This window comes from Flavobacterium flabelliforme (assembly GCF_017948675.1).
In the GTDB taxonomy this organism is placed as follows: domain Bacteria; phylum Bacteroidota; class Bacteroidia; order Flavobacteriales; family Flavobacteriaceae; genus Flavobacterium; species Flavobacterium pygoscelis.
On record NZ_JAGFBU010000001.1, the window covers coordinates 599,569 to 621,549 of the forward strand.

The 21,981-nt window shown below is 32.9% G+C and carries 20 protein-coding genes; 14 read left to right on the top strand and 6 right to left on the bottom strand.

The genetic code is table 11. The features are described from left to right. Positions 1-83: 83 nt before the first annotated feature. The gene (gene gpmI / locus J3S90_RS02610) at positions 84-1,601 is read left to right on the top strand and encodes a 2,3-bisphosphoglycerate-independent phosphoglycerate mutase (RefSeq protein WP_210644531.1); all 1,518 of its coding nucleotides are present in this window, start codon (positions 84-86) and stop codon (positions 1,599-1,601) included. 169 nt (positions 1,602-1,770) lie between these two features. Here gpmI and J3S90_RS02615 read toward each other — a convergent pair whose 3' ends face one another. Beyond that, positions 1,771-2,958: a DUF445 domain-containing protein gene (locus J3S90_RS02615; RefSeq protein WP_236023873.1), complete on the bottom strand. Its 1,188-nt coding sequence runs from the start codon at positions 2,956-2,958 to the stop codon at positions 1,771-1,773. 212 nt (positions 2,959-3,170) lie between these two features. On the opposite strand from J3S90_RS02615, the gene map reads away from it, so the two are divergent. The 5 genes from map to pruA all read left to right on the top strand — a co-directional run bounded on the left by map (position 3,171) and on the right by pruA (position 8,481). Continuing rightward, positions 3,171-3,989, top strand: coding sequence for a type I methionyl aminopeptidase (gene map, locus J3S90_RS02620; RefSeq protein ID WP_188048810.1), 819 nt, complete (start codon positions 3,171-3,173; stop codon positions 3,987-3,989). Further along, positions 3,989-4,759 (top strand): class I SAM-dependent methyltransferase, encoded by a 771-nt coding sequence (locus J3S90_RS02625; RefSeq protein ID WP_210644535.1) that lies wholly within the window; start codon positions 3,989-3,991, stop codon positions 4,757-4,759. Before map ends, J3S90_RS02625 begins: the two co-directional genes overlap by 1 nt. 78 nt (positions 4,760-4,837) lie before the next feature. Continuing rightward, complete coding sequence (locus J3S90_RS02630; protein WP_210644537.1) at positions 4,838-6,094, top strand: type IX secretion system plug protein; 1,257 nt, start codon at positions 4,838-4,840, stop codon at positions 6,092-6,094. An 81-nt stretch (positions 6,095-6,175) separates the two neighbouring features. Further along, positions 6,176-6,562 (top strand): Co2+/Mg2+ efflux protein ApaG, encoded by a 387-nt coding sequence (apaG, locus tag J3S90_RS02635; protein WP_188048813.1) that lies wholly within the window; start codon positions 6,176-6,178, stop codon positions 6,560-6,562. A 290-nt stretch (positions 6,563-6,852) separates the two neighbouring features. Then, positions 6,853-8,481: an L-glutamate gamma-semialdehyde dehydrogenase gene (pruA, locus tag J3S90_RS02640; RefSeq protein WP_188048814.1), complete on the top strand. Its 1,629-nt coding sequence runs from the start codon at positions 6,853-6,855 to the stop codon at positions 8,479-8,481. A 147-nt stretch (positions 8,482-8,628) separates the two neighbouring features. Here pruA and rsmG read toward each other — a convergent pair whose 3' ends face one another. Beyond that, a complete protein-coding gene (rsmG, locus tag J3S90_RS02645) occupies positions 8,629-9,258 on the bottom strand; it encodes a 16S rRNA (guanine(527)-N(7))-methyltransferase RsmG (RefSeq protein WP_210644539.1) in 630 nt (209 codons plus the stop codon). 105 nt (positions 9,259-9,363) lie between these two features. Here rsmG and J3S90_RS02650 point away from each other — a divergent pair, with 105 nt between their 5' ends. The 5 genes from J3S90_RS02650 to J3S90_RS02670 all read left to right on the top strand — a co-directional run bounded on the left by J3S90_RS02650 (position 9,364) and on the right by J3S90_RS02670 (position 16,020). Beyond that, a complete protein-coding gene (locus tag J3S90_RS02650) occupies positions 9,364-10,455 on the top strand; it encodes a fatty acid desaturase family protein (RefSeq protein ID WP_188048816.1) in 1,092 nt (363 codons plus the stop codon). Between the two features lie 103 nt (positions 10,456-10,558). Further along, the gene (locus J3S90_RS02655; protein ID WP_188048817.1) at positions 10,559-11,746 is read left to right on the top strand and encodes a pyridoxal phosphate-dependent aminotransferase; all 1,188 of its coding nucleotides are present in this window, start codon (positions 10,559-10,561) and stop codon (positions 11,744-11,746) included. A 425-nt stretch (positions 11,747-12,171) separates the two neighbouring features. Then, positions 12,172-13,245: a type I restriction endonuclease gene (locus J3S90_RS02660; RefSeq protein WP_210644541.1), complete on the top strand. Its 1,074-nt coding sequence runs from the start codon at positions 12,172-12,174 to the stop codon at positions 13,243-13,245. A gap of 176 nt (positions 13,246-13,421) precedes the next feature. Continuing rightward, the gene (locus J3S90_RS02665; RefSeq protein WP_188048819.1) at positions 13,422-13,880 is read left to right on the top strand and encodes a ferritin-like domain-containing protein; all 459 of its coding nucleotides are present in this window, start codon (positions 13,422-13,424) and stop codon (positions 13,878-13,880) included. Between the two features lie 271 nt (positions 13,881-14,151). Then, a complete protein-coding gene (locus J3S90_RS02670) occupies positions 14,152-16,020 on the top strand; it encodes a peptidase U32 family protein (protein WP_210644543.1) in 1,869 nt (622 codons plus the stop codon). A 122-nt stretch (positions 16,021-16,142) separates the two neighbouring features. On the opposite strand, the gene J3S90_RS02675 is transcribed toward J3S90_RS02670, so the two are convergent. Beyond that, positions 16,143-16,946 carry a hypothetical protein gene (locus J3S90_RS02675; RefSeq protein ID WP_210644545.1) on the bottom strand — a complete coding sequence of 268 codons (804 nt, stop codon included), beginning with the start codon at positions 16,944-16,946 and terminating at the stop codon, positions 16,143-16,145. 175 nt (positions 16,947-17,121) lie between these two features. On the opposite strand from J3S90_RS02675, the gene purT reads away from it, so the two are divergent. Further along, on the top strand, positions 17,122-18,282 hold the full coding sequence (purT, locus tag J3S90_RS02680) for a formate-dependent phosphoribosylglycinamide formyltransferase (protein WP_210644547.1): 1,161 nt from the start codon (positions 17,122-17,124) through the stop codon (positions 18,280-18,282). A gap of 2 nt (positions 18,283-18,284) precedes the next feature. Next, complete coding sequence (locus J3S90_RS02685; protein ID WP_210644549.1) at positions 18,285-18,602, top strand: DUF6370 family protein; 318 nt, start codon at positions 18,285-18,287, stop codon at positions 18,600-18,602. A 39-nt stretch (positions 18,603-18,641) separates the two neighbouring features. Here J3S90_RS02685 and J3S90_RS02690 read toward each other — a convergent pair whose 3' ends face one another. Beyond that, positions 18,642-20,285, bottom strand: coding sequence for a hypothetical protein (locus J3S90_RS02690; RefSeq protein WP_210644552.1), 1,644 nt, complete (start codon positions 20,283-20,285; stop codon positions 18,642-18,644). A 214-nt stretch (positions 20,286-20,499) separates the two neighbouring features. Here J3S90_RS02690 and fabD point away from each other — a divergent pair, with 214 nt between their 5' ends. Then, positions 20,500-21,372, top strand: coding sequence for an ACP S-malonyltransferase (gene fabD, locus J3S90_RS02695; protein ID WP_210644554.1), 873 nt, complete (start codon positions 20,500-20,502; stop codon positions 21,370-21,372). 87 nt (positions 21,373-21,459) lie between these two features. On the opposite strand, the gene J3S90_RS02700 is transcribed toward fabD, so the two are convergent. Then, positions 21,460-21,777: a hypothetical protein gene (locus J3S90_RS02700; protein ID WP_188048826.1), complete on the bottom strand. Its 318-nt coding sequence runs from the start codon at positions 21,775-21,777 to the stop codon at positions 21,460-21,462. Beyond that, complete coding sequence (locus J3S90_RS02705) at positions 21,765-21,950, bottom strand: hypothetical protein (protein ID WP_188048827.1); 186 nt, start codon at positions 21,948-21,950, stop codon at positions 21,765-21,767. Before J3S90_RS02705 ends, J3S90_RS02700 begins: the two co-directional genes overlap by 13 nt. Positions 21,951-21,981: the final 31 nt, after the last annotated feature.

Genomic DNA, 21,981 nt, shown 5'->3' on the forward strand with positions numbered 1-21,981 from the left:
CAAATCTATATATCTTCAATAGTTAACTGAATTGGCGCTAAGGTTTTTAGAAATACTTTATCTTTGTTTAAAATAACTTAGTGATGAATAAAAAAGTAATTCTTATGATTTTGGACGGTTGGGGAAAATCTCCAGATCCAAAAATTTCTGCAATCGACAACGCTAATATTCCTTTTATAAATAGCCTATATAAAAATTATCCACATGCTCAACTTCGAACAGACGGTTTGAATGTAGGATTACCCGAAGGTCAAATGGGAAACAGCGAAGTGGGACACATGAATCTTGGAGCTGGTAGGATTGTATATCAGGATTTAGCCAAAATTAATTTGGCCGTGGCCAATCATACTCTCGCTAAGGAACCTGTATTAGTAGATGCTTTTAAATATGCCAAATCACACAATAAAAAAGTACACTTTTTAGGGTTACTTTCAGATGGTGGCGTACATTCGCACACTTCGCACTTACGAGGTTTAATAGATGCTACGCAAGAACATGGATTGCAAAAAGTTTATGTTCACGCCTTTACTGATGGTCGAGATGTGGATCCGAAATCAGGCAAACATTACATTCAAGACTTACAAGATTATATAGCCAATACTTCCGTAAAACTAGCTTCGATCATAGGTCGTTACTACGCCATGGATAGAGACAGAAGATGGGAAAGAATAAAACTAGCCTATGATCTATTAGTCAACGGAATTGGAACTCATGTTACAAATGCCGTAGCATCTATCGAAGAAAGTTACGAAGTTAATGTCACCGACGAATTTATTCATCCTACCGTTATCGTAGATGCATTTGACAAACCACTCGCCACTATAGAAGAAGATGATGTGGTTATTTTCTTTAATTTTAGAACAGATCGAGGTCGTGAGCTAACAGAGGTTTTAACTCAAATGGATTGTCACGAACACAACATGCACAAATTAAACCTGTATTATGTAACACTCACTAATTATGACGAAACTTACAAAAATATAAAAGTCGTTTATAATAAAGACAATATTACAGAGACCCTTGGAGAAGTTTTAGAGAAAGCGCACAAAAAGCAAATTAGGATTGCGGAAACAGAGAAATATCCGCATGTAACATTTTTCTTTTCTGGTGGTAGAGAATTGCCTTTTGAAGGAGAATCTCGTATTTTAAAAAATTCTCCAAAAGTAGCTACTTATGATTTACAACCAGAAATGAGTGCTTTTGAATTAGCAGATGCATTAGTCCCTGAACTGAATAAAGCAGAAGTAGATTTCGTTTGTCTTAATTTTGCAAATGGCGACATGGTTGGTCATACCGGAATAATGAGCGCTGCAATACAAGCTTGTGAAGCGGTTGATAAATGTGTCGAAAAAGTAATTTCAGCTGCCTTAGCCAATAATTACACCACTATAGTTATAGCAGATCATGGTAATTGCGAAACTATGATTAATCCTGATGGAAGTCCAAATACAGCACACACCACCAATCCGGTACCAATTATTTTAGTAGATAAAGAGTTGAAAAAAATTCAAAATGGGGTTTTAGGAGATATAGCACCCACTATTTTAGAGTTAATGGGAATTGAAAAACCTGAAGTTATGACACGTCATTCTTTATTATAAATAAAAAATAAATGCAAAAATGCTATCTCAAAAGGATAGCATTTTTTTTATAGAATACTTTAGTTATACATTTTGTTAAACTAGTACTTCTGAATTCTGCCAAACAACGTAGTTAAGGTACCTCAAACATGAAGAATAGTACAAAAATACAGTGAAACTAATTCATAAATTAAATAAACTGCTCTACAAAATAAATAAACAGACCAACTATACCACCAACAACAGTTCCATTAATTCTGATAAATTGTAAATCCTTGCCTACTTCTAATTCTAACTTATCAGCAATTTCTTTTTTGTCCCAACTTTGCACGGAATTAGCAATCAAATCTCCGATGGCTTTTTTATTTCGAAGTAAAACGCCTAACAAATCAATCTTTAAAAAATTATTAATTTTAGTAGTCATGACTATATCATTTTGAATGGTTAATCCAAAATTACTAATCATTCGAGCTAAACTTATTTTAATTTTTGATTCCTCACCGTTATTTATATCCTCAGTAACTGCTTTTTTTATTTCCTGCCAAATTGATCCAATATAATTCTGAAACTCTTCTTTCTGAGTAAAATTTATAATTATGGAGTTAATCTTTTGTTGCATTTCGGGAGCGTTTTTTAACTCTTCAATAAAATTAAATACATATAAATTTATCTTTTCACGAATAGTACTATCAGGCTCTTTTGCACTATTCAAAAATTCATAAAGTCCATTATAAACCCCTTTTGCAATTTTTTTATCAGCAACGCCCATGGTGTACCAAGGTGTAGCACTTTTAACTTTCTCATCAATTTCAATCCTATTCGCTTCTAATTCTGCGGCCAAAACGGTCAATACATTGGTTATAAATTCAGTTTGTTTATCACTTTTTGATAGTGATTCTAAACCCAAAGCAATCCATTCACTAAAATTTAGCTGTTTCAATTTGATTTCAAACTGCTGCTGAATAAAATTTTTAACATCGGTATCATCAATAGTTTTTAGAACAACGGGAATTACATTTTCAACTAATAAAGAAGCAATTTTAGTTGAATTTTCCTCGTTTTTCAACCAATTAGTTGCTTTAGTAGCAAAATCAAATTCGTCTAATTTTATCTCTAATTTCTCTTTAATTAAAAATTCATCCGAAACAAAACTGCCTAAATTCTGACCAATAGCGTCTTTATTATTAGGAATTAAAGCGGTATGCGGAATTGGAATTCCTAATGGATGTTTAAACAACGCTACTACAGCAAACCAATCAGCAATTCCGCCTACCATAGCGGCCTCACTAATTGCTTTAAGCCAACCCACTTTATAATGATGCGCTACAAAAAAACAAACCACCGCTATTCCCAAAACAAATAGCGCAATGTTTTTCATCTTTTTTAAATTTGTTTTTTTGGTTTCATTCGAATTCATAAAATTATTTATTTTTTATTTTACACTAATTTACTGTTTTGTTTTCAAAGCATTTATTTGATTTCTATCTAATTTTAAAAAAAGAGTATAATAAAAACGCTTTTTATAAATACCGTATGAAACTAATTAAATAATTATAAAATCGTACTTTTGCAAACTGAAAAACAAGTATTATGATTATTGTAAAATCACGTGAAGAAATAGAATTGATGCGCGAAAGTGCGTTGATCGTATCAAAAACATTAGGAATGGTAGCTTCTGAAATAAAAGAAGGAGTTACTACTTTATATTTAGACAAATTAGCCGAAGAATTTATTCGTGATCATGGTGCAGTACCTAGTTTTCTAGGATTATATGGGTTTCCAAACTCATTGTGTATGAGTCCAAATTCTCAAGTGGTACATGGAATTCCAAATAACAAACCATTAGAAAGTGGCGATGTAATTTCTGTAGACTGTGGCGCTTACAAAAACGGATACCATGGTGATCATGCCTATTCCTTTGAAATTGGCGAAGTAGCTCCAGAAACCAAAAAATTACTACAGATTACTAAAGAATCTTTATATGTAGGAATCCGAGAATTAAGATTGGGAAACCGCGTAGAAGATGTTGGAAATGCCATTCAGAAATACACAGAAGCTCATGGTTACGGAGTAGTTCGTGAATTAGTAGGACACGGCGTGGGTCAAAAAATGCATGAAGATCCTGAAATGCCTAATTATGGTAAAAAAGGAAGAGGAAAACTTTTTGTAGAAGGAATGGTGGTGGCAATCGAGCCCATGATCAATCTTGGAACAAGAAATATAAAACAACACAAAGACGGTTGGACTATTACAACAGCCGACGGAAAACCGAGTGCCCATTTTGAGCATGACGTTGCTATAATTGATGGTAAACCAGAGATATTATCCACTTTTGCTTATGTGTATAAAGCGTTAGGAATTGTTAGTAATGAAGAAGATGAATTTAGAAAAACACCTTTAGTTCTGTAATGAAGAAACTTTTTAAACTCGTACTCAACACCATACCGCGCCCATTACTGATTCGTTTAAGTTACGTGGCACGTCCTATTATCGCTTTTTCATTAAAAGGAAACAAATTTACCGATCCTATTGACGGAAAAAGTTTTAAATCGATGTTGCCTTATGGCTACGAAACGCAAAGAAACAATGTTCTTTCTCCAAGTACACTTTCACTAGAAAGACATCGATTATTATGGTTGTATCTTAAAGATGAAACTGATTTTTTTACTTCTAAAGAAAAAAAGAAAGTATTACATTTCGCACCAGAACAAGCCTTCTATAAACTATTTAGAAACCAGAAAAATTTAGATTACACTACTACGGATTTATTTTCTCCTCTTGCAGATGTAAAAGCAGACATCTGTAATTTACCTTTTCAGGACAATCAATACGATGTTATTCTTTGCAATCACGTATTAGAGCACATTCCGGATGATACCAAGGCAATGCAAGAATTATATCGTGTTCTAAAACCGGGCGGAATGGCTATTTTGCAAATTCCTCAGGATTTAAAAAGAGCAGTTACTTTTGCAGATGATACGATTACCGATCAAAAAGAACGTGCTAAAATTTTCGGACAGTACGATCATGTTCGCATTTACGGAAGGGATTATTTTGATAAATTAAGAAGTATTGGTTTTACCGTAGTTGAAGAAGATTATACTAAGAAAATTGCACCCGAATTAGTAGAAAAATATTGCTTAGCTAAAGGAGAAATTATTCCTGTTTGTTTTAAATAAGATAGTGTTTTAGCAAAAAAAGATTCAAATCTGAATTCTATATAATTTGTTATATTTACCTCTCAGACATTTAGAAAGATGATTAAAACTATTTTCGCCAACTTTTTTCTGCTTTTTACAGTTAGTTCTTCTTTTGCACAAGCAGAAAAAGAGGTGGTTCCTCCTTACAATATCAAAACAATTTCATTTGTTCAAAACGAACAAAATATAATTCCAATCTTAAATTTGGGTGAAGGTTTTCAGTTTCAATTTGATGATCTTTTTGGCAACGAAGCCAATTACTATTATGAAATAATTCACTGTGATTATAATTGGATTCCTTCTGGATTACCCAAAAATGAGTATCTAGAAGGTTTTGACAATCAACGCATTCAGGATTACACCAATTCTTTTAATACGTTACAAATATATTCGCATTATAAACTATCGATTCCCAATCAATTTACGCGGAAATTAAAAATCAGCGGCAATTACATGATCAAGATTTTAGACGAAAACAAAGAAGTTGTTTTTTCTAGAAAACTTATATTATGCGAAGATTTAGTTTCAGTTCCCCTGCAAGTTAAACGCGCACGAACGGTTACTAATATGGATACGAAACAAAATTTAGATTTTGCCATTAGATCCAATACGATTACTTTTCAAAACGCATTAAAGAACGTAAGAGTGGTAATTATGCAAAATGGTCAACTAAATAACGCCATCAAAAATGTAGTGCCACAATATACAATTGGGAATGAGTTAATTTATAAATACGATGCAGAAACACAATTTTGGGCTGGTAATGAATTCCTGTATTTCGAGAATAAAGACATCAGAGCTGCCGCGAATAATGTTGGAAAAATAGACTCTGACACAGCCATTTATGGTTCTCGATTGTACACAAATGCTGCAAGAGCTAATTTCCCTTATTCTTTCAGTCAAGACATCAACGGAAATTTTGTTGTTAAAAATATAAATGCATCAAATAGCGAAATCGAAGCAGATTACGCTTGGGTTTATTTTAGCCTTTCGGCTCCCAGTTTTAGACTTAACAAAGATATTTATGTTACGGGAATGTTTAACAACTACAATCTTACACCAGAATATAAACTCGATTACAATCCTAAAAAAGCAACTTACGAAAAGGCGATTTTAATTAAACAAGGATTCACAAATTTTCAATACACCATTGCAGACAACAAAGGAAACATTGATTTTGAAAATGCGATTGATGGTAATTTTTATCAAACAGAAAATAATTATACCGTTCTGGTTTATTATAGAGAAGGAATAGACCGTTATGACAGAGTAGTTGGAATAGGTAGCGCAAGTTCTGTAAATAGTACCAACTAAAAATTCTTTTTTGATAATTGCCAAATCGACATCTATTTTTTGTAATTTTGACGACAACAAACACGATTTTACACACTTATTATGGTTTCTCAAATAACAAGAGGCATAAAAATATCTGTATTAACTAGTTTTGAAGGAACTTACTTCAAGAACTACAAGTTACACTTTGCCTTTAGTTACCAAATTACAATAGAAAACCACAGTAAAGATTCTGTACAATTAATTTCTCGTCATTGGGAAATTTTCGATTCATTAAATGATATTGAGGTTGTAGATGGCGAAGGTGTAATAGGAAAAAAACCTGTTTTAAAACCAGGTGAATTACATACCTATAGTTCCGGTTGCTTGCTCTCCTCTCCCTATGGCGCTATGAAAGGGTATTTTAACATGATCAACTTTACCTCTACCAAAAACTTTAAAGTTATTGTACCGTCTTTCAGATTGTGTGCTCCATTTGCTTTAAATTAGATTTTTAAACTCTGTTAGAAGCCAATCCTGCTCTCCAATACAAGTTTTCATGTTCTCGTTTGTTTTTTTCTAAGCAAAATAAGGAGCTTCTAAAGTCGCTCTTATTTTACAAGAAAAAATACAACGATACCACAAAAAGCTTTCCTTTTCTATCAGGGCTAAAAAGCAACTATATACAAGTTTAGTCTTTACTTAACAACATAAAATATCATTTCTTTAAAGAATCCTTCGTACTTTTGTTTTTTATTTAAAAACACAACGAAGATTTTTAATTTTATAATTTTACAACTATGTTAAAAGGATTTTTTCATGTACCAAAAGCGGTAAACGAGCCTGTAAAAAGCTACGCACCTAATTCACCAGAAAGAGCAGCTGTACTTGCAGCTTACAAAGCAATGTGGAATTCTAAAATTGACGTTCCACTTTATATCGGAAGCGAAGAAATTAGAACTGGAAATACTAAAACAATGTCAGCACCTCACGATCACCAACATATCGTAGGTACGTACCACTTAGCAGAGAAATCTCATATCGAAGGCGCAATAGCAACAGCACTAAAAGCAAGAAAAGCATGGACAAATATGGCATGGGAACACCGCGCAGGTATTTTCTTAAAAGCTGCTGAATTGATTGCTGGACCATATAGAGCAAAAATCAATGCTGCAACAATGATTGCACAATCTAAGTCTATTTATCAAGCAGAAATTGATGCTTCTTGTGAGTTGATCGACTTTTTACGTTTCAACGTACAATACATGACGCAAATTTACAGCGAGCAACCAAAGTCGAATTCAGACATGTGGAATCGTGTTGAATACAGAGCATTAGAAGGTTTTGTATACGCTATTACTCCATTTAACTTTACTGCAATTGCTGGAAACTTACCTGCAAGTGCCGCATTAATGGGAAATGTAGTCGTTTGGAAACCAGCAGCTACTCAAGTATATTCAGCTAACTTGTTGATGCAAATCTTTAAAGAAGCAGGATTACCTGACGGTGTAATCAATATGGTAATGGGAGATTCTGGAATGGTAACGGAAACGTTATTAGCAAGTCCAGATTTTGCAGGAGTTCACTTTACAGGTTCAACAGGAGTTTTCAATGATATTTGGGCAAAAATTGGAACAAACATCAGCAAATACAAAACATACCCTAGAATTGTAGGAGAAACTGGAGGAAAAGATTTTATTATCGCGCATCCATCTGCAAACCCAAAACAAGTTACCACAGGAATTGCTCGTGGTGCATTTGAGTACCAAGGTCAAAAATGTAGTGCTGCTTCTCGTGTATATGTGCCACAAAGTTTATGGCCAGCGATTAAAAGCCAATTAGAAACGGATTTGAAATCGATGAAAATGGGTTCTCCAGAAGATATGAGCAACTTTATTACTGCTGTTATCTCTGAAGCTTCATTCGACAAATTAGCTAAATTTATTGATCAAGCTAAAAAAGATACAGATGCTGAAGTGATCATTGGTGGAAACTATGATAAATCAAAAGGATATTTTATCGAACCAACTGTCATCTTAACAACAAACCCTAAATACACTACAATGGAAACTGAATTATTCGGACCAGTTGTAACTATTTATGTGTATGAAGATGCTAAATGGGCTGAGACTTTAGAATTAGTAGACACTACTTCTGAGTATGCTTTAACTGGTGCAGTTTTCAGTCAAGATCGTTATGCAATTGAAGAAGCTACAGTAGCGTTACAAAATGCTGCAGGTAATTTCTATATCAATGACAAACCAACAGGAGCTGTAGTAGGAATGCAACCATTTGGTGGAGCTAGAGGATCAGGAACGAATGATAAAGCAGGTTCTATGCAAAACTTATTGCGTTGGACATCTGCTAGAACAATCAAAGAAACTTTTGTAACTCCAGAAGATTATAGATATCCGTTTTTAGGAGAGTAATTAATTGTCTTAAAGTTTTAAAGTCGAAAGTCTTAAAGCTTTATACGAGTATAAAAAGCCGAATCTAACTAATTAGATTCGGCTTTTCACTTTAAGTTATTTCCTTGGCTGTTCTATCGACTTTACGACTTTCAACTTCACGACTTATTAAACCACAAACTTCAATGGTAAGTGCACTACTTTCTTAGTTTCAAAAAACTCATCCTCAAAGAAATCAGCTAAATTATACTCCGTTGCTTTTGGAAAGTCTTTTAATTCTTCCGTTAAATCGCCACCTTTCAAATACAAAATTCCATTTTTCAATTCGTGTTTGTTATTCTTTTTAATTTTGGTTTTTACCCAAGAAACGAAATCCGGCATATTGGTAACGGCACGACTCACAATAAAATCGAAATCACCTTTTACCAATTCAGCACGCAATTGTTCTGCTTTTACATTTTTTAATTCTAAAGCATCTACAACTCCCTGCACTACTTTTATTTTTTTGGCAATAATATCAATTAAATGAAATCGCGTTTCGGGAAAAAGAATTGCCAACGGAATTCCAGGAAAACCTCCGCCTGTACCCACATCAAGTACATAAGTTCCAGGTTCAAATTTTATAATTTTAGCAATTCCTAACGAATGCAAAATATGCTTGGTATATAAAGCATCTATATCTTTTCTCGAAATAACATTAATTTTTTCATTCCAATCATGGTATAAAAAATCTAGTTTTTCGAACTGCTCTTTCTGAATATCAGTTAAATTGGGAAAATATTTAAGAATCTCGTCCATCACTTATTTTTTTAACAAAAGTAACACTTTAGAGTTAAAATTTTTATCTCATTTTTGCATATCCAAAAATTTATAATAATTACCTTTGAAACTTATTAAAGACATATGAATAATACAGCTCCAACTTTTGCAAAGCAAGATAATCTGAAATTTTTCAGAACCCTTAACTCTCGGGTTAACAATTACTTTAAGGAAAATAAAATCCAGAAAACAGGTAATTGGAAATTATACTTAAAAACAATAATCTTATTTACTGTTTTTCTAGCACCCTATTTCTTAATCCTAACCTTAGATATGCCTTTTTGGGCGCATCTTCTATTGACAATAGTAATGGGAATTGGAATGGCAGGCGTAGGAATGAACGTAATGCACGACGGAAATCACGGATCCTATTCTAATAAAAATTGGGTTAATAAATTTATGGGAGGAACTATTTATGTTCTTGCTGGAAATGTGTACAACTGGCAAGTACAGCACAATGTGTTACACCATACGTATACCAACATTCCAGGACACGATGAAGACTTAGATGCCGGACGCGTTATTCGTTTTACAAAAGATGCCAAATGGTACAATTTTCACCGTTTTCAACAATATTACTCTGTTTTTCTTTATGGTTTACTAACTTTCAATTGGGCTATCACAACAGATTTTAGACAAATGAGAAGCTACTTGAAACGAAAATTATCTTACGGAGAAGCGAAAAGCCCAAAAATACTTTGGACCACTTTAATAATCACAAAAGTAATTTATGTGACTATTTGGATTGCTTTACCTATTATCATAGGAATCACGTGGTGGAAAGTGCTTATTGGTTTTTTTATAATGCATTATACTGCTGGATTAATTTTGAGTGTTGTATTTCAATTAGCACACGTTGTAGAGGAAACGACCAATCCTTCTCCAAATGAATTAGGCGAAATGGACAATACTTGGGCCATTCACCAATTGTTTACCACAACGAATTTTGCTCCAAAAAACAAAATTGTTAACTGGTATACAGGTGGTTTAAATCACCAAATTGAGCATCATATTTTTCCAAATATCAGCCACATTCATTACGGTAAAATTGCCAAAATAGTAAAGGAAACAGCTCAAGAATGCAACCTGCCTTATTACGAATATAAAACGATGAGAAGCGCTGTTATTGCACACTTTAAACATCTAAAACAATTGGGTATGAAACCTGCTCTATAAAAACAGCATTTAAAAACTCAATTTTCTTTTACAAGACCGCAACATAACTATTATTAACCACCCTGATTTTTACAGCAACTCAGGGCAATCAACACTATTTATAATGAACAACCCACTTTCAGACAGAATTAACAACCTATCTACATCACAAACATTAGCAATGGCAGCATTAGCTAGAGAATTAAAAGCAGAAGGAAAAGACATCATCAGTTTAAGTTTAGGAGAACCTGACTTTAATACACCTGACTTTATCAAAGAAGCAGCAAAACGAGCCATTGATGAAAATTATAGCACTTATTCTCCCGTTGATGGATATGTAGAACTGAAAGAAGCAATTTGCAGAAAATTTAAAAGAGACAACAACTTAGAGTACAAACCTTCTCAAATTGTAGTTTCTACTGGAGCAAAACAATCTTTATATAACATTGCACAAGTCATGCTTAATGATGGAGACGAAGTTATTTTGCCCGCTCCATACTGGGTTTCCTATTTCGAAATTGTAAAATTATCTGGCGGAGTTCCTGTAGAAGTTCCTACATCAGTAGAAACCGATTTCAAAATTACACCAGAACAATTAGAAGCAGCAATTACTCCTAAAACAAAAATGATGTGGTTTAGTTCTCCCTGCAATCCTAGCGGATCTGTTTACAGTAGAGACGAACTAACAGCATTAGCTAAAGTATTAGATAAATACCCAAACATATATGTTGTTGCTGATGAAATATACGAGCACATTAATTTCTCGGGAACTTTTTGTAGCATCGCCTCTATACCAGGAATGTTAGAAAGAACAATTACCGTAAACGGAGTAGCTAAAGCCTTCGCAATGACAGGATGGAGAATTGGTTACATTGGCGCACCAGAATTTATCGCAAAAGCGTGTACAAAAATTCAAGGTCAAGTAACTAGTGGAGCCAACAGTATTGCACAACGCGCTACCATAACTGCCGTTGACGCTGATCCTTCTGTATTAAACGATATGGTTCAAGCGTTCCATAGTCGTAGAGATTTAGTAGTAGGATTAATCAAAGAAATTCCAGGAATGAAAATTAACGTTCCAGAAGGTGCTTTTTATGTATTTCCAGACGTTTCTGCATTCTTCGGAAAAACATTAAAAGGAACTTTAATCAAAGATGCGAATGATTTCTCTATGTACCTTTTAGGTGAAGCTAACGTAGCAACAGTAACTGGTGAAGCTTTTGGTAACGCAAACTGCATCCGTTTCTCTTATGCAACTAGCGAAGACATTCTTAAAGAAGCCTTACGCAGAATAAAAGAAGCTGTCGCTTAATTAAAACACACTTTCACAATATAAAAATAGTTTAAGATTCGAAGTTTTATCGCTTCGATCTTAAGCTATTTTTTTTGGGCGTAACCCTGCTTTCACTAAAGTTACAGCACGGTCGGGCTATACGCTTCAATCTTTTTATTATTTCGCTATCGCTTCATAATAAACAAGGATTTTCACTACTATCCCTTACGCAAATCTACAAATTGTTTATGTTTATATAAATTAACTTTCTTTACCTAATCAATTTACTAAAGAGTACAGAAACGACTTAAAATCCAATAAATCAACAACATAATTATTTTTTATTACATCTATTTAAACAACAAAATTAATTTTGGTAAGAATATATTTCTATATTTGATTTAATAAACTATTTATTAACTTATTTTTAAATTACTAATTATAACCTATTTCAATATAAAAATATGGAAGCAGAAATTAAATTAAAGTTAGAACAATTACACAGTAGAGTTGATTCATTAAAAGATCAAATTAATACTGAAGAAGCTACTAAAAATGCTTTTGTAATGCCATTTATACAAATTTTAGGTTACGATATTTTTAATCCAACAGAAGTAATTCCAGAGTTTATTTGCGATATAGGAACTAAAAAAGGGGAAAAAATAGATTATGTTATTAAAAGAGATGGTGAACCTATATTAATAATTGAATGTAAAAATTGGAAAGAAAATGTAGATGCACATAATTCACAGCTACACAGATATTATCACGTTTCGAAAGCTAGATTCGGTGTTTTGACTAACGGGCATATTTATAATTTCTACGCAGATTTGGAAAAACCTAATATAATGGATGAAAAACCATTTTTCACTTTAGACTTATCTAATCTAAAAGATACTAGTTTAAAAATATTAGATAAATTTACAAAAAACGGATATAATTTAGAGGCAATACTAGATTCAGCAGAAGGATTAAAATATATAAAAGCAATAAGAAATGAATTTGAAAAAGAATTAAAAGATCCTTCAGATGAAATAGTTAAAATGTTAGTTAGTAAATTTTATGAGAAGCCATTAATAGCGTCTAGAATGACTGCTTTTAAAGAATACACTAAAAAAGCATTTTCTAATTCTATTAATGAGTCCATAAATTTTAGACTAAAGAATGCTTTAGATATTAATGAGACTATACCAACCAAAACTGACGAAAAGATTTCATCAATAGACGACAGCTCTGAAGCACCAAAATTTGTAACCACGGAAGAAGAGCGTGAAGGTTCTCAAATAATAAAGGCAATATTAAGGGAAATGTTACCTACCTCAAGAATCGGATTTAGAGATACCCAATCTTATTTTGGCATTCTGTTAGATGACAACAATCGCAAACCTATTTGTCGTCTTCATTTTAATTCAGCAAATAAATATATTGAGCTTTTTAATAATGGTAAAGACAGTGGAGAAAAAAAACTATTAAATTCGTTAGATGATATTTATAACTATAAAAAAGAGTTATTACATACTTTGAAAAATTACGAATAAATAATATTAGTATTGCTAAATAAATAAAGCAATTTGAATTATATTTTAAGCTAAATTACAATATTCAATCTAAAAAAATCACTAAAGAATACTATAAATATTTTTTAAAATTGTGTAATACAATTTATTACAAGTTTCTCCAACTTTGTATTATACATTAATTAAAAAATTATACCATGTTAAATACAGATGAAACCACAAAAGAAACAGTAAGCACATTAGAAGGATTAATTTCAATTCTAGAGGATGGAAAACTAGGATATACCAATGCAGCAGAACACGCTGAAGAGGCATCAATAAAATCTGATTTTATACAATATGCTCGTGAACGTTCCCTTTTTATTGTAGAACTTCAAGATGAAATAAACAGACTAGGAAAATCAACTGATGAGTCTGGTGGAGGAGCTTTAGGAGCGCTACACCGTACTTGGATTGACATTAAAGCGTCGTTTACTGGCGGAGATACAGAAGCAATTATAAACGCTTGTATTACTGGAGAAGAAGCTGCAATTGAGAAATATGAAGAGGTTTTGAAAAAAGACCACTTACAAACCAACCAAATTGCTATGATCACTAAACAATTAAATAGCATACAAAGTACTTTAACTAAAATTAAAGCAAAAAAAATATCTTAATTACTATTAGAATATTTTTATATAAAAACCACTTAGCTTATGCTAAGTGGTTTTTATTTTTTAATAACTATTTACATATATGGTTTACTGAACTCCAATTTTAATCGAATTAACAAACCGTTATAAAAAACTCTTTTTATAATTCTATTTATTTTTAAAAAAACAGCTATTCGTTAGAAATCTTGGATAATTAATTAGACATTTGCAGACTTTTTTGAGGGAACTCTAAAAAGACTAAAGTTTTAAAAATTAACAATTTATCATCAACTAGATGAAAAAGAAAATAGAAATACTTGCTCCAGCAAAAGATTTAATACACGGAATGGCAGCCATCAACAGTGGAGCCGACGCAGTATATATTGGAGCACCACAATTTGGAGCACGCTCTAATGCAACGAACTCGATCGAAGATATAGCTGAATTAGTAAAATATGCTCACTTATTCCACGCCCAAGTTTTTGTTGTAATCAACACCATCTTATACGATAATGAATTGGAAACGTGTCGTCAGATGATTTGGAAATTGTACGACATTAAAGTAGATGCGCTTATCGTGCAAGATATGGCAATCATGGAAATGGATTTACCTCCAATCGTTTTACATGCAAGCACACAAGCAAACAACCGCGACGCTGACAAAATTAAATTCCTGAAAGATGCTGGAATGAAACGTGTCGTTTTAGCTCGAGAATTAAACCTTCATCAAATAAAAACAATTAGTACAGCATCAGATGTAGAATTAGAGTTTTTTGTAACAGGCGCATTGTGTGTTTCCTTTAGTGGAAACTGCTACATGAGTGTTGCCAATGGAGAACGCAGCGCCAACCGTGGTTCATGCGCTCAAAACTGTCGTTTGCCTTACAACTTAATTGACGGACACGGTGAAACATTAATCAAAAACAGTCACTTACTTTCTATCAAGGATTTTGATGTTTCAGACCAAATCCCAAACTTAATCGAAGCGGGAGTTTGCTCTTTCAAGATAGAAGGCCGATTGAAGGATATTGTATATGTAAAAAATAATGTTTCATATCTAAGACAAAAACTAGATGCTTTTCTAGAAGGAAATGACAGCTACACTAAAGCTTCTTCGGGAAAATGTACTTTTACTTTCGATTCTGCTTTAAACAAAAGCTTCAATCGGGGATACACCGATTATTTTGTAAACGGAAGAGACCAATCTATCGGGTCTTGGGAAAGTCCAAAATCAAAAGGTCAATATATTGGTAAATTAATCAAAACAGTTAGTAACGCTTACCAAATTGAAAATGGAGAACTACTTAACAATGGCGATGGACTTTGCTACATAAACGACAACAATGAAGCAGATGGAATCTATGTAAATAAAGTCGAAAACGGCTTAGCCTATCCCAATGTTTTAAAGGAATTAAAAGAAGGCACTTTTATTTACCGCAATAATGATGCTGCCTTTATCAAAATCGTAGAGCGCGAAGATAGTGCGGTTCGAAAAATAAGTACTACTTTACTATTGACCGAAAATGAAAATGGTTTCGAATTAATCGCTACTGATGAAGACGGTTTTGTGAGCACAGTTCATTTAGAACATGCTAAAGAGCAAACTAAAAACAACGAATCTATTGCCGAAAATATAAAAACACAATTGGCTAAAACAGGATTCACTCCTTATAAAGCCGATGAAATTAATGTGATGTTTTCAGAAAACTGGTTTCTACCTATTTCAAAAATCAATGAAATGAGACGTACTGTTTTTGAACAATTATCAGCAATTCGTATGGCTGGCTACAAAGTTGAAGAACACCAATTGGTTAAAACTTCACATCCTTATCCTGAAACTAAATTAGATTTCATGTACAATGTATCTAACAAATTGGCACGTAAATTTTATGAGCGTCACGGTGTTACGGAAATAGAAAAAGCATTTGAATTACAATGGGAACCAGGAAAATCTCGTGTAATGACCACTAAATATTGCATCAAATACGAATTAAAAAAATGCCCTATACATCAAAAAGAAATTATGGGTGAGAAGTTAAAAGAACCTCTAGTCTTAAAGCAAGGCGAACTAGAATACAAATTGAAATTCAATTGCAAGCCTTGTGAAATGGAAATTTGGGAAAAAGATGCTGAGTTTGAAATTGAAGAAGATCATTTTCATTAATTGAGAAGTAAAATAAAAGCGTTCAAAAATTTATTTATAAATTTTTGAACGCTTTATTATTTCTAAAAATCATTAATTTATCGATTTTTATTAAAGAATCTAATAAATAAAATCAATTGCTCTTATTTATTTTTTTTAGTCGGTTTCTTTTTTGTAACCTTGGTTGCTTTTGGCTTTGCTTCCTCTTTTGCATCCGATTTTACCTCTGCTTTTACTTTAGACTTTGGTTTAACATTATATAAGTTTACTACCTCTTCTATATCATCATACTTATATTCTTTTTCTTCAATCTTTTTCGCAATTTCTTGATTATCATTAAAATAATAAACTCCGAATTCCCTAAAAAAAGTATTAAATCCTACAGAAGCTCCGTTTGAACTCATAGATACAAGTGTTGGGTAATCTTCGTTTTTTCTTTTTAAATAGTGATTTACTTGTTTAGAAACCACTTTCATTTTCCTGATTTTTATTTTATCTGCTTTTGTATTTCCTTCTTTAATAACATCACCCTCAACCTTATCGTCTTTAATTCCATAAGCTACTCCTCCTAAATACAAGGAAACTTTACCTTCGATTGTTTTACAAATCCAGCCTTCTTTTGCAATCTTTGTCTCTTTTCCTTTCGCTTTATATACTTTTGTTTTAGTATAAAAGAAAGTATAAATCACCTTTTTATTTTCATCAAATATCTGTACAGAGTCAATGTCTTTACCAGCAAATTTTTCGCTTTTATCTGCCACTCTTACTTTAATTTTCTTGTCTTCAAATCCCGGAAAATGCACTGTTCCGCTAACATTTTGATTGTCTTTTTTAAAAACAATTCCTTCTGCCTTCTGTTGCCCCATTCCAACATAGAACGTGATTTGAGAGTATCCTAATGTAGTAAGGAATAAAGCAGTAATCAATAAAAAAAAATTTGTCTTCATTATTTTTTGAATTATAATTATGATTTAAAAACCCACAAATATATAAATATAGTTGCTTTTTTGTGAGAAAATTCAATTTAAGTTATTCAAAAGTTATAACCATAAATTAAAATAAATTTTAACGCATTATAAAAAGTGTTTTTCTATTTTTACTACTCAATTAAGATGAGATAAAATGAAAATATTACTTCTAGGTTCTGGCGAGCTGGGTAAAGAATTTACCATTGCAGCACAAAGAATCGGACAAACAATAATTGCTGTCGATAGCTACGCAAATGCACCAGCGATGCAAGTTGCGCATGCTTTTGAAGTTATCAATATGTTAGACGGAGCAGCTTTAGACCGTCTTGTTGCCAAACATCAACCTGACTTTATTGTCCCAGAAATAGAAGCGATTCGTACGGAACAGTTTTACAAGTACGAAAAGCAAGGAATTGTAGTTGTTCCTTCGGCGAAAGCGGCCAACTTTACAATGAACAGAAAAGCAATTCGGGATTTAGCTTCAAAAGAATTAGGATTAAAAACAGCTAATTATCGCTATGCAACCACCGCTGAAGAACTACATAAAGGAGTTGAAGCAGTAGGAATGCCTTGTGTTGTAAAACCGTTAATGAGTTCGTCTGGAAAAGGACAATCTACAATAAAGACAATTGCCGATATTGATAAAGCATGGAATTATGCCGTTGAAGGTTCCCGTGGTGATGTAGTAGAAGTAATCGTCGAAGCATTTGTCCAGTTCAATTCGGAGATCACTTTACTAACTGTTGTTCAAAACAACAATCCCACCTTATTTTGCGCACCTATTGGTCATAGACAAGAACGTGGCGATTATATGGAAAGTTGGCAACCTGCACGTATTTCCGACAAGGACTTGTATGAGGCACAAGATATGGCCGAAAAAGTTACCGAAGCATTAGGTGGCGCTGGTCTATTTGGCGTTGAGTTTTTTCTAACAGATGAAGGCGTTTATTTCTCGGAGTTATCACCTCGTCCGCATGATACAGGAATGGTCACCTTAGCAGGAACCCAAAATTTTAATCAATTTGAATTGCATTTAAGAGCAATTTTAAGTTTACCGATTTTTGAGATTACTCTAGAAAAAGCAGGTGCTAGTGCTGTTATCTTAGCTTCAGAAAATTCAGAAAATCCAAGCTATTCCGGAATCGAAAAAATAGCAGCTTTACCAAAAACTGACTTTAGAATCTTTGGAAAACCAACTTCGAGACCATACCGTAGAATGGGAGTTGCACTTGCAAATGATATTCTAGAAACACCAATTGAAGAAATTGTGGAAAGAGCAAAAAATGCTGCTACCTTAGTAACCGTAAATTTATAATTATGAAAAAAATAATAGTAGCAACATTTTTATTTTTCGCAGTAACAATAAGTGCTCAAGAAAAAAAAGAGGAAATAAAACCACAAATTGTAGAAGCCGCTTGCGGTCAATGTCAATTTGATATGAAAGGACATGGCTGCGATTTAGCCGTTCGCATTGATGGGAAATCCTATTTTGTAGATGGCACTTCAATAGATGCACATGGAGATGCACATGCTGATGACGGTTTTTGTGCTGCAGTCAGAAAAGCAGAGGTAGTTGGAAAAATAGTTGACGATAGATTTAAAGTGACTTCTTTTAAACTAGTACCTAAAAAGTAAAAAAAGGCTTGCAATAATCACTGCAAGCCTTTCTTTTTACTACTTCTTTTTCATACTCGATTTTAGATTAATATTTTCGAATGTTGAAATATCAATTACTTCTTCTAAATCTAAATCAAAGGAAACTGAAATACTATCTCCGATAATTGTTACGGGCAACTGACTTGATATTTGAGAAGAACCCACGAAAATATTAGGATAATCTTTCACTTTAAAATAATAAAAGCTATTTCCGTTTTTAACATCATTTTGAATTCGAGTAACTACTGATTTTACTGTTTTTTTATTAGAGACACTATTGGGATTTATCTTGTTATCCGCCATATTATAGACGTTTTTAAAAGCGGTCAATGTTTCTCTCATCGTATTTCCTACTCCAACAATTGTATAATCGGAAATATCAACCATAGCAAACATTTTTACCAACCCCCCATCATCTTTAAGCGTCATGACATAAGCAGGTATATTATTGATGTTATACGGGATAGGCAGCGAAGCTTTATATCCTTTTTCCTGAACTTTCCCTTCGGCTGAACTTTGAGCAGCATATTCTGTCGCTCCACTTTGCTTGTAAAAGGTCGCTTCTTTTGTTCTTGTATCGACCAATACAAAACCTACTGCAGACTCATCTTTCCCTACAGAAGTCAATCCGGTGTACCAATAGGATTTGTTATCTTTTCCGTACACTAAAGTCAAACCTTCTGTGGTTTGTAATTTATCTGCATTGGAGAAGTTCCAATACCCATGCACATATTCTCCCCAATCATTTAATTGGTCTTCTATAAAACCTAAAGGCTGAATGCGATCTACCCATAGTGGCGTTTTAGCAATTGAATATTCAGTCATAGCTCCCGATTGTGCATCAACAACAACAATTCCATTAGCTTCTTTTCCAGAAAAACCAATTCTCTTTTCATATTTAGTGATCACCCAAAATGGATTTCCAGCATCATCAATCTCAAAACTAAAATCGGCTAAACCAGCAGTGGCATATCCATTAAAATAAACATGGCGATGCAATTCACTACCAAAATAAGCACCGGGTTGGTACTTAATCTTTATCGCTTTTCCGCCCACATGTTGCACTAATTTCACATCACGCTCATTGGTTGCAGAAACCATTACATATCCTGCAGTTCCCTCTTGGTTATTAAACCATTTTAAAAGTCCAGAATGTAATAAGGGCGCAACCCAATACAACTCATCATTTACTTTTTGAATGCAAAAATCTCCTAATTCTACTTGACTTCCAAGTGCAGGCTGAGAACCTAATATTTTCTCTCCTAAAAGATAAGCTAACTTTTCATCGACCACTCTAATTTTATCTATAGAAATTGGAGCAATATGGTTTGTAATTTTTTCTCCATTTTTAACTTCACCAATTAATTTCTGATAGGAATCGCTTCTAAACATTTTCGTACTAGTAATAAGTGGTAATAAAATACAGTATGATAAAAGTATAGCTACTAAAACATATAAATACTTACTTGGCATAGCTGCAAGCTTTACCTGTTTTGTTTTTTCTGAAACCGTTAAACCACTAGAATATACAATAACTAGCATAACCAATACTAATAAAATAAAAGCAAATCCAGTAAAACCATAGTTTATTACTGGCAAATTGATGTAAAATAATATGAAGGCTACAATAGCAAGTGCTATAACGGATAGAATTTTTTTCATGACTTTCTTTTTATACTTCATTAGTATAAAAGTTAAATATATGTTACAAAAATTGCTGACAGAATTACAAGGACCAAGCATTCTGTCATGAATATTGCTATTTTTTATTCCTTAAGGTAAACAAAAGAGATTTTTTTAAATAGGGTAAAAAATAGTATTTTTGCATTTGATTCCTTTTTAATAGAAGAAATTTGTAAACAATAAAAAGATAAATATGAAAGCATATGTATTTCCGGGTCAAGGCGCACAATTCACAGGAATGGGCAAAGACTTATATGAGAATTCTCCACTAGCAAAAGAATTGTTTGAAAAAGCAAACGAAATATTAGGTTTCCGCATCACAGACATTATGTTTGAGGGAACTGCAGAAGAATTAAAAGAGACTAAGGTTACGCAACCAGCAGTTTTCTTGCACTCAGTAATTTTAGCAAAAACGTTAGAAGATTTTAAACCAGAAATGGTAGCAGGTCATTCATTAGGTGAATTTTCAGCATTAGTTGCTAACGGTGCTTTGTCATTTGAAGATGGTCTTAAATTAGTTTCAAAAAGAGCACTTGCTATGCAAAAAGCTTGCGAAATTAAGCCTTCAACAATGGCAGCAGTTTTAGGATTAGCAGACAATATCGTAGAAGAAGTTTGCGCTTCGATTGACGGTGTTGTAGTAGCAGCAAACTATAACTGTCCTGGACAATTAGTAATTTCTGGTGAAACGTCAGCAGTTGAAAAAGCGTGTGAAGCCATGAAAACAGCTGGTGCAAAAAGAGCTTTATTATTACCTGTAGGCGGAGCATTTCACTCGCCTATGATGGAACCAGCAAGAGAAGAACTGGCGGCAGCTATTGAAGCAACTACGTTCTCTACTCCTATTTGCCCCGTTTATCAAAATGTAACTGCAACAGCAATTTCATCACCAGAGGAAATCAAGAAAAACTTAATAATCCAATTGACTGCTCCCGTAAAATGGACACAATCGGTACAGCAAATGATCGCTGATGGCGCCACTTTATTTACAGAAGTGGGCCCTGGAAAAGTATTAGCCGGTTTAATTGGAAAAATTGACAAAGAAGCGGTTACCGCGAATGCATAATATTAGTTAACAGTGATCCGTTTTTATGGGTCAGTCTATTTTAAAATAAAAAATCCTCATAAATACATTTTTATGAGGATTTTTGTTTTATAATCTATTCGCTTCTTCGCAATGATTATTTAATATTCCAGTAATCAAATAATTTTTGCCAGAATTTTCGAAAAAAACATACCAAGTGGTTCGTTTATTAGAGTTGTAAAAAATATAATTTGAACCAAGATATTTTAATTCTTGCGGAGTTTTCCGATTTGGAAAGTCTCTTATATTATCAGAAACAAATTGTATTAATTTTTCTAAATACTTGTCTGCATTTTCTTGATAAGAAAAGTATTTTTTATTGAATAATAAAAATACTAAATCATCGAAATAATCTAAAATATCATTTTTATAAATTATTTTTTCCAAGGATACTTACTTATTCGTTTCTTCATTTCTGATAAAAGCTCTTCAGGTGTATATCCATTTTTGAATTCCTTATCAAAATCGAAATTTTCTCCAATACCCTTTTGTTTTAAAGTAGTTTTGTAAGCCGTAATTGGTTCTTCCGCTTTGTTTGAATTTTCTATTTTATCGTTCATAATGAATGTATTAGCGAAACAAATTTACAAA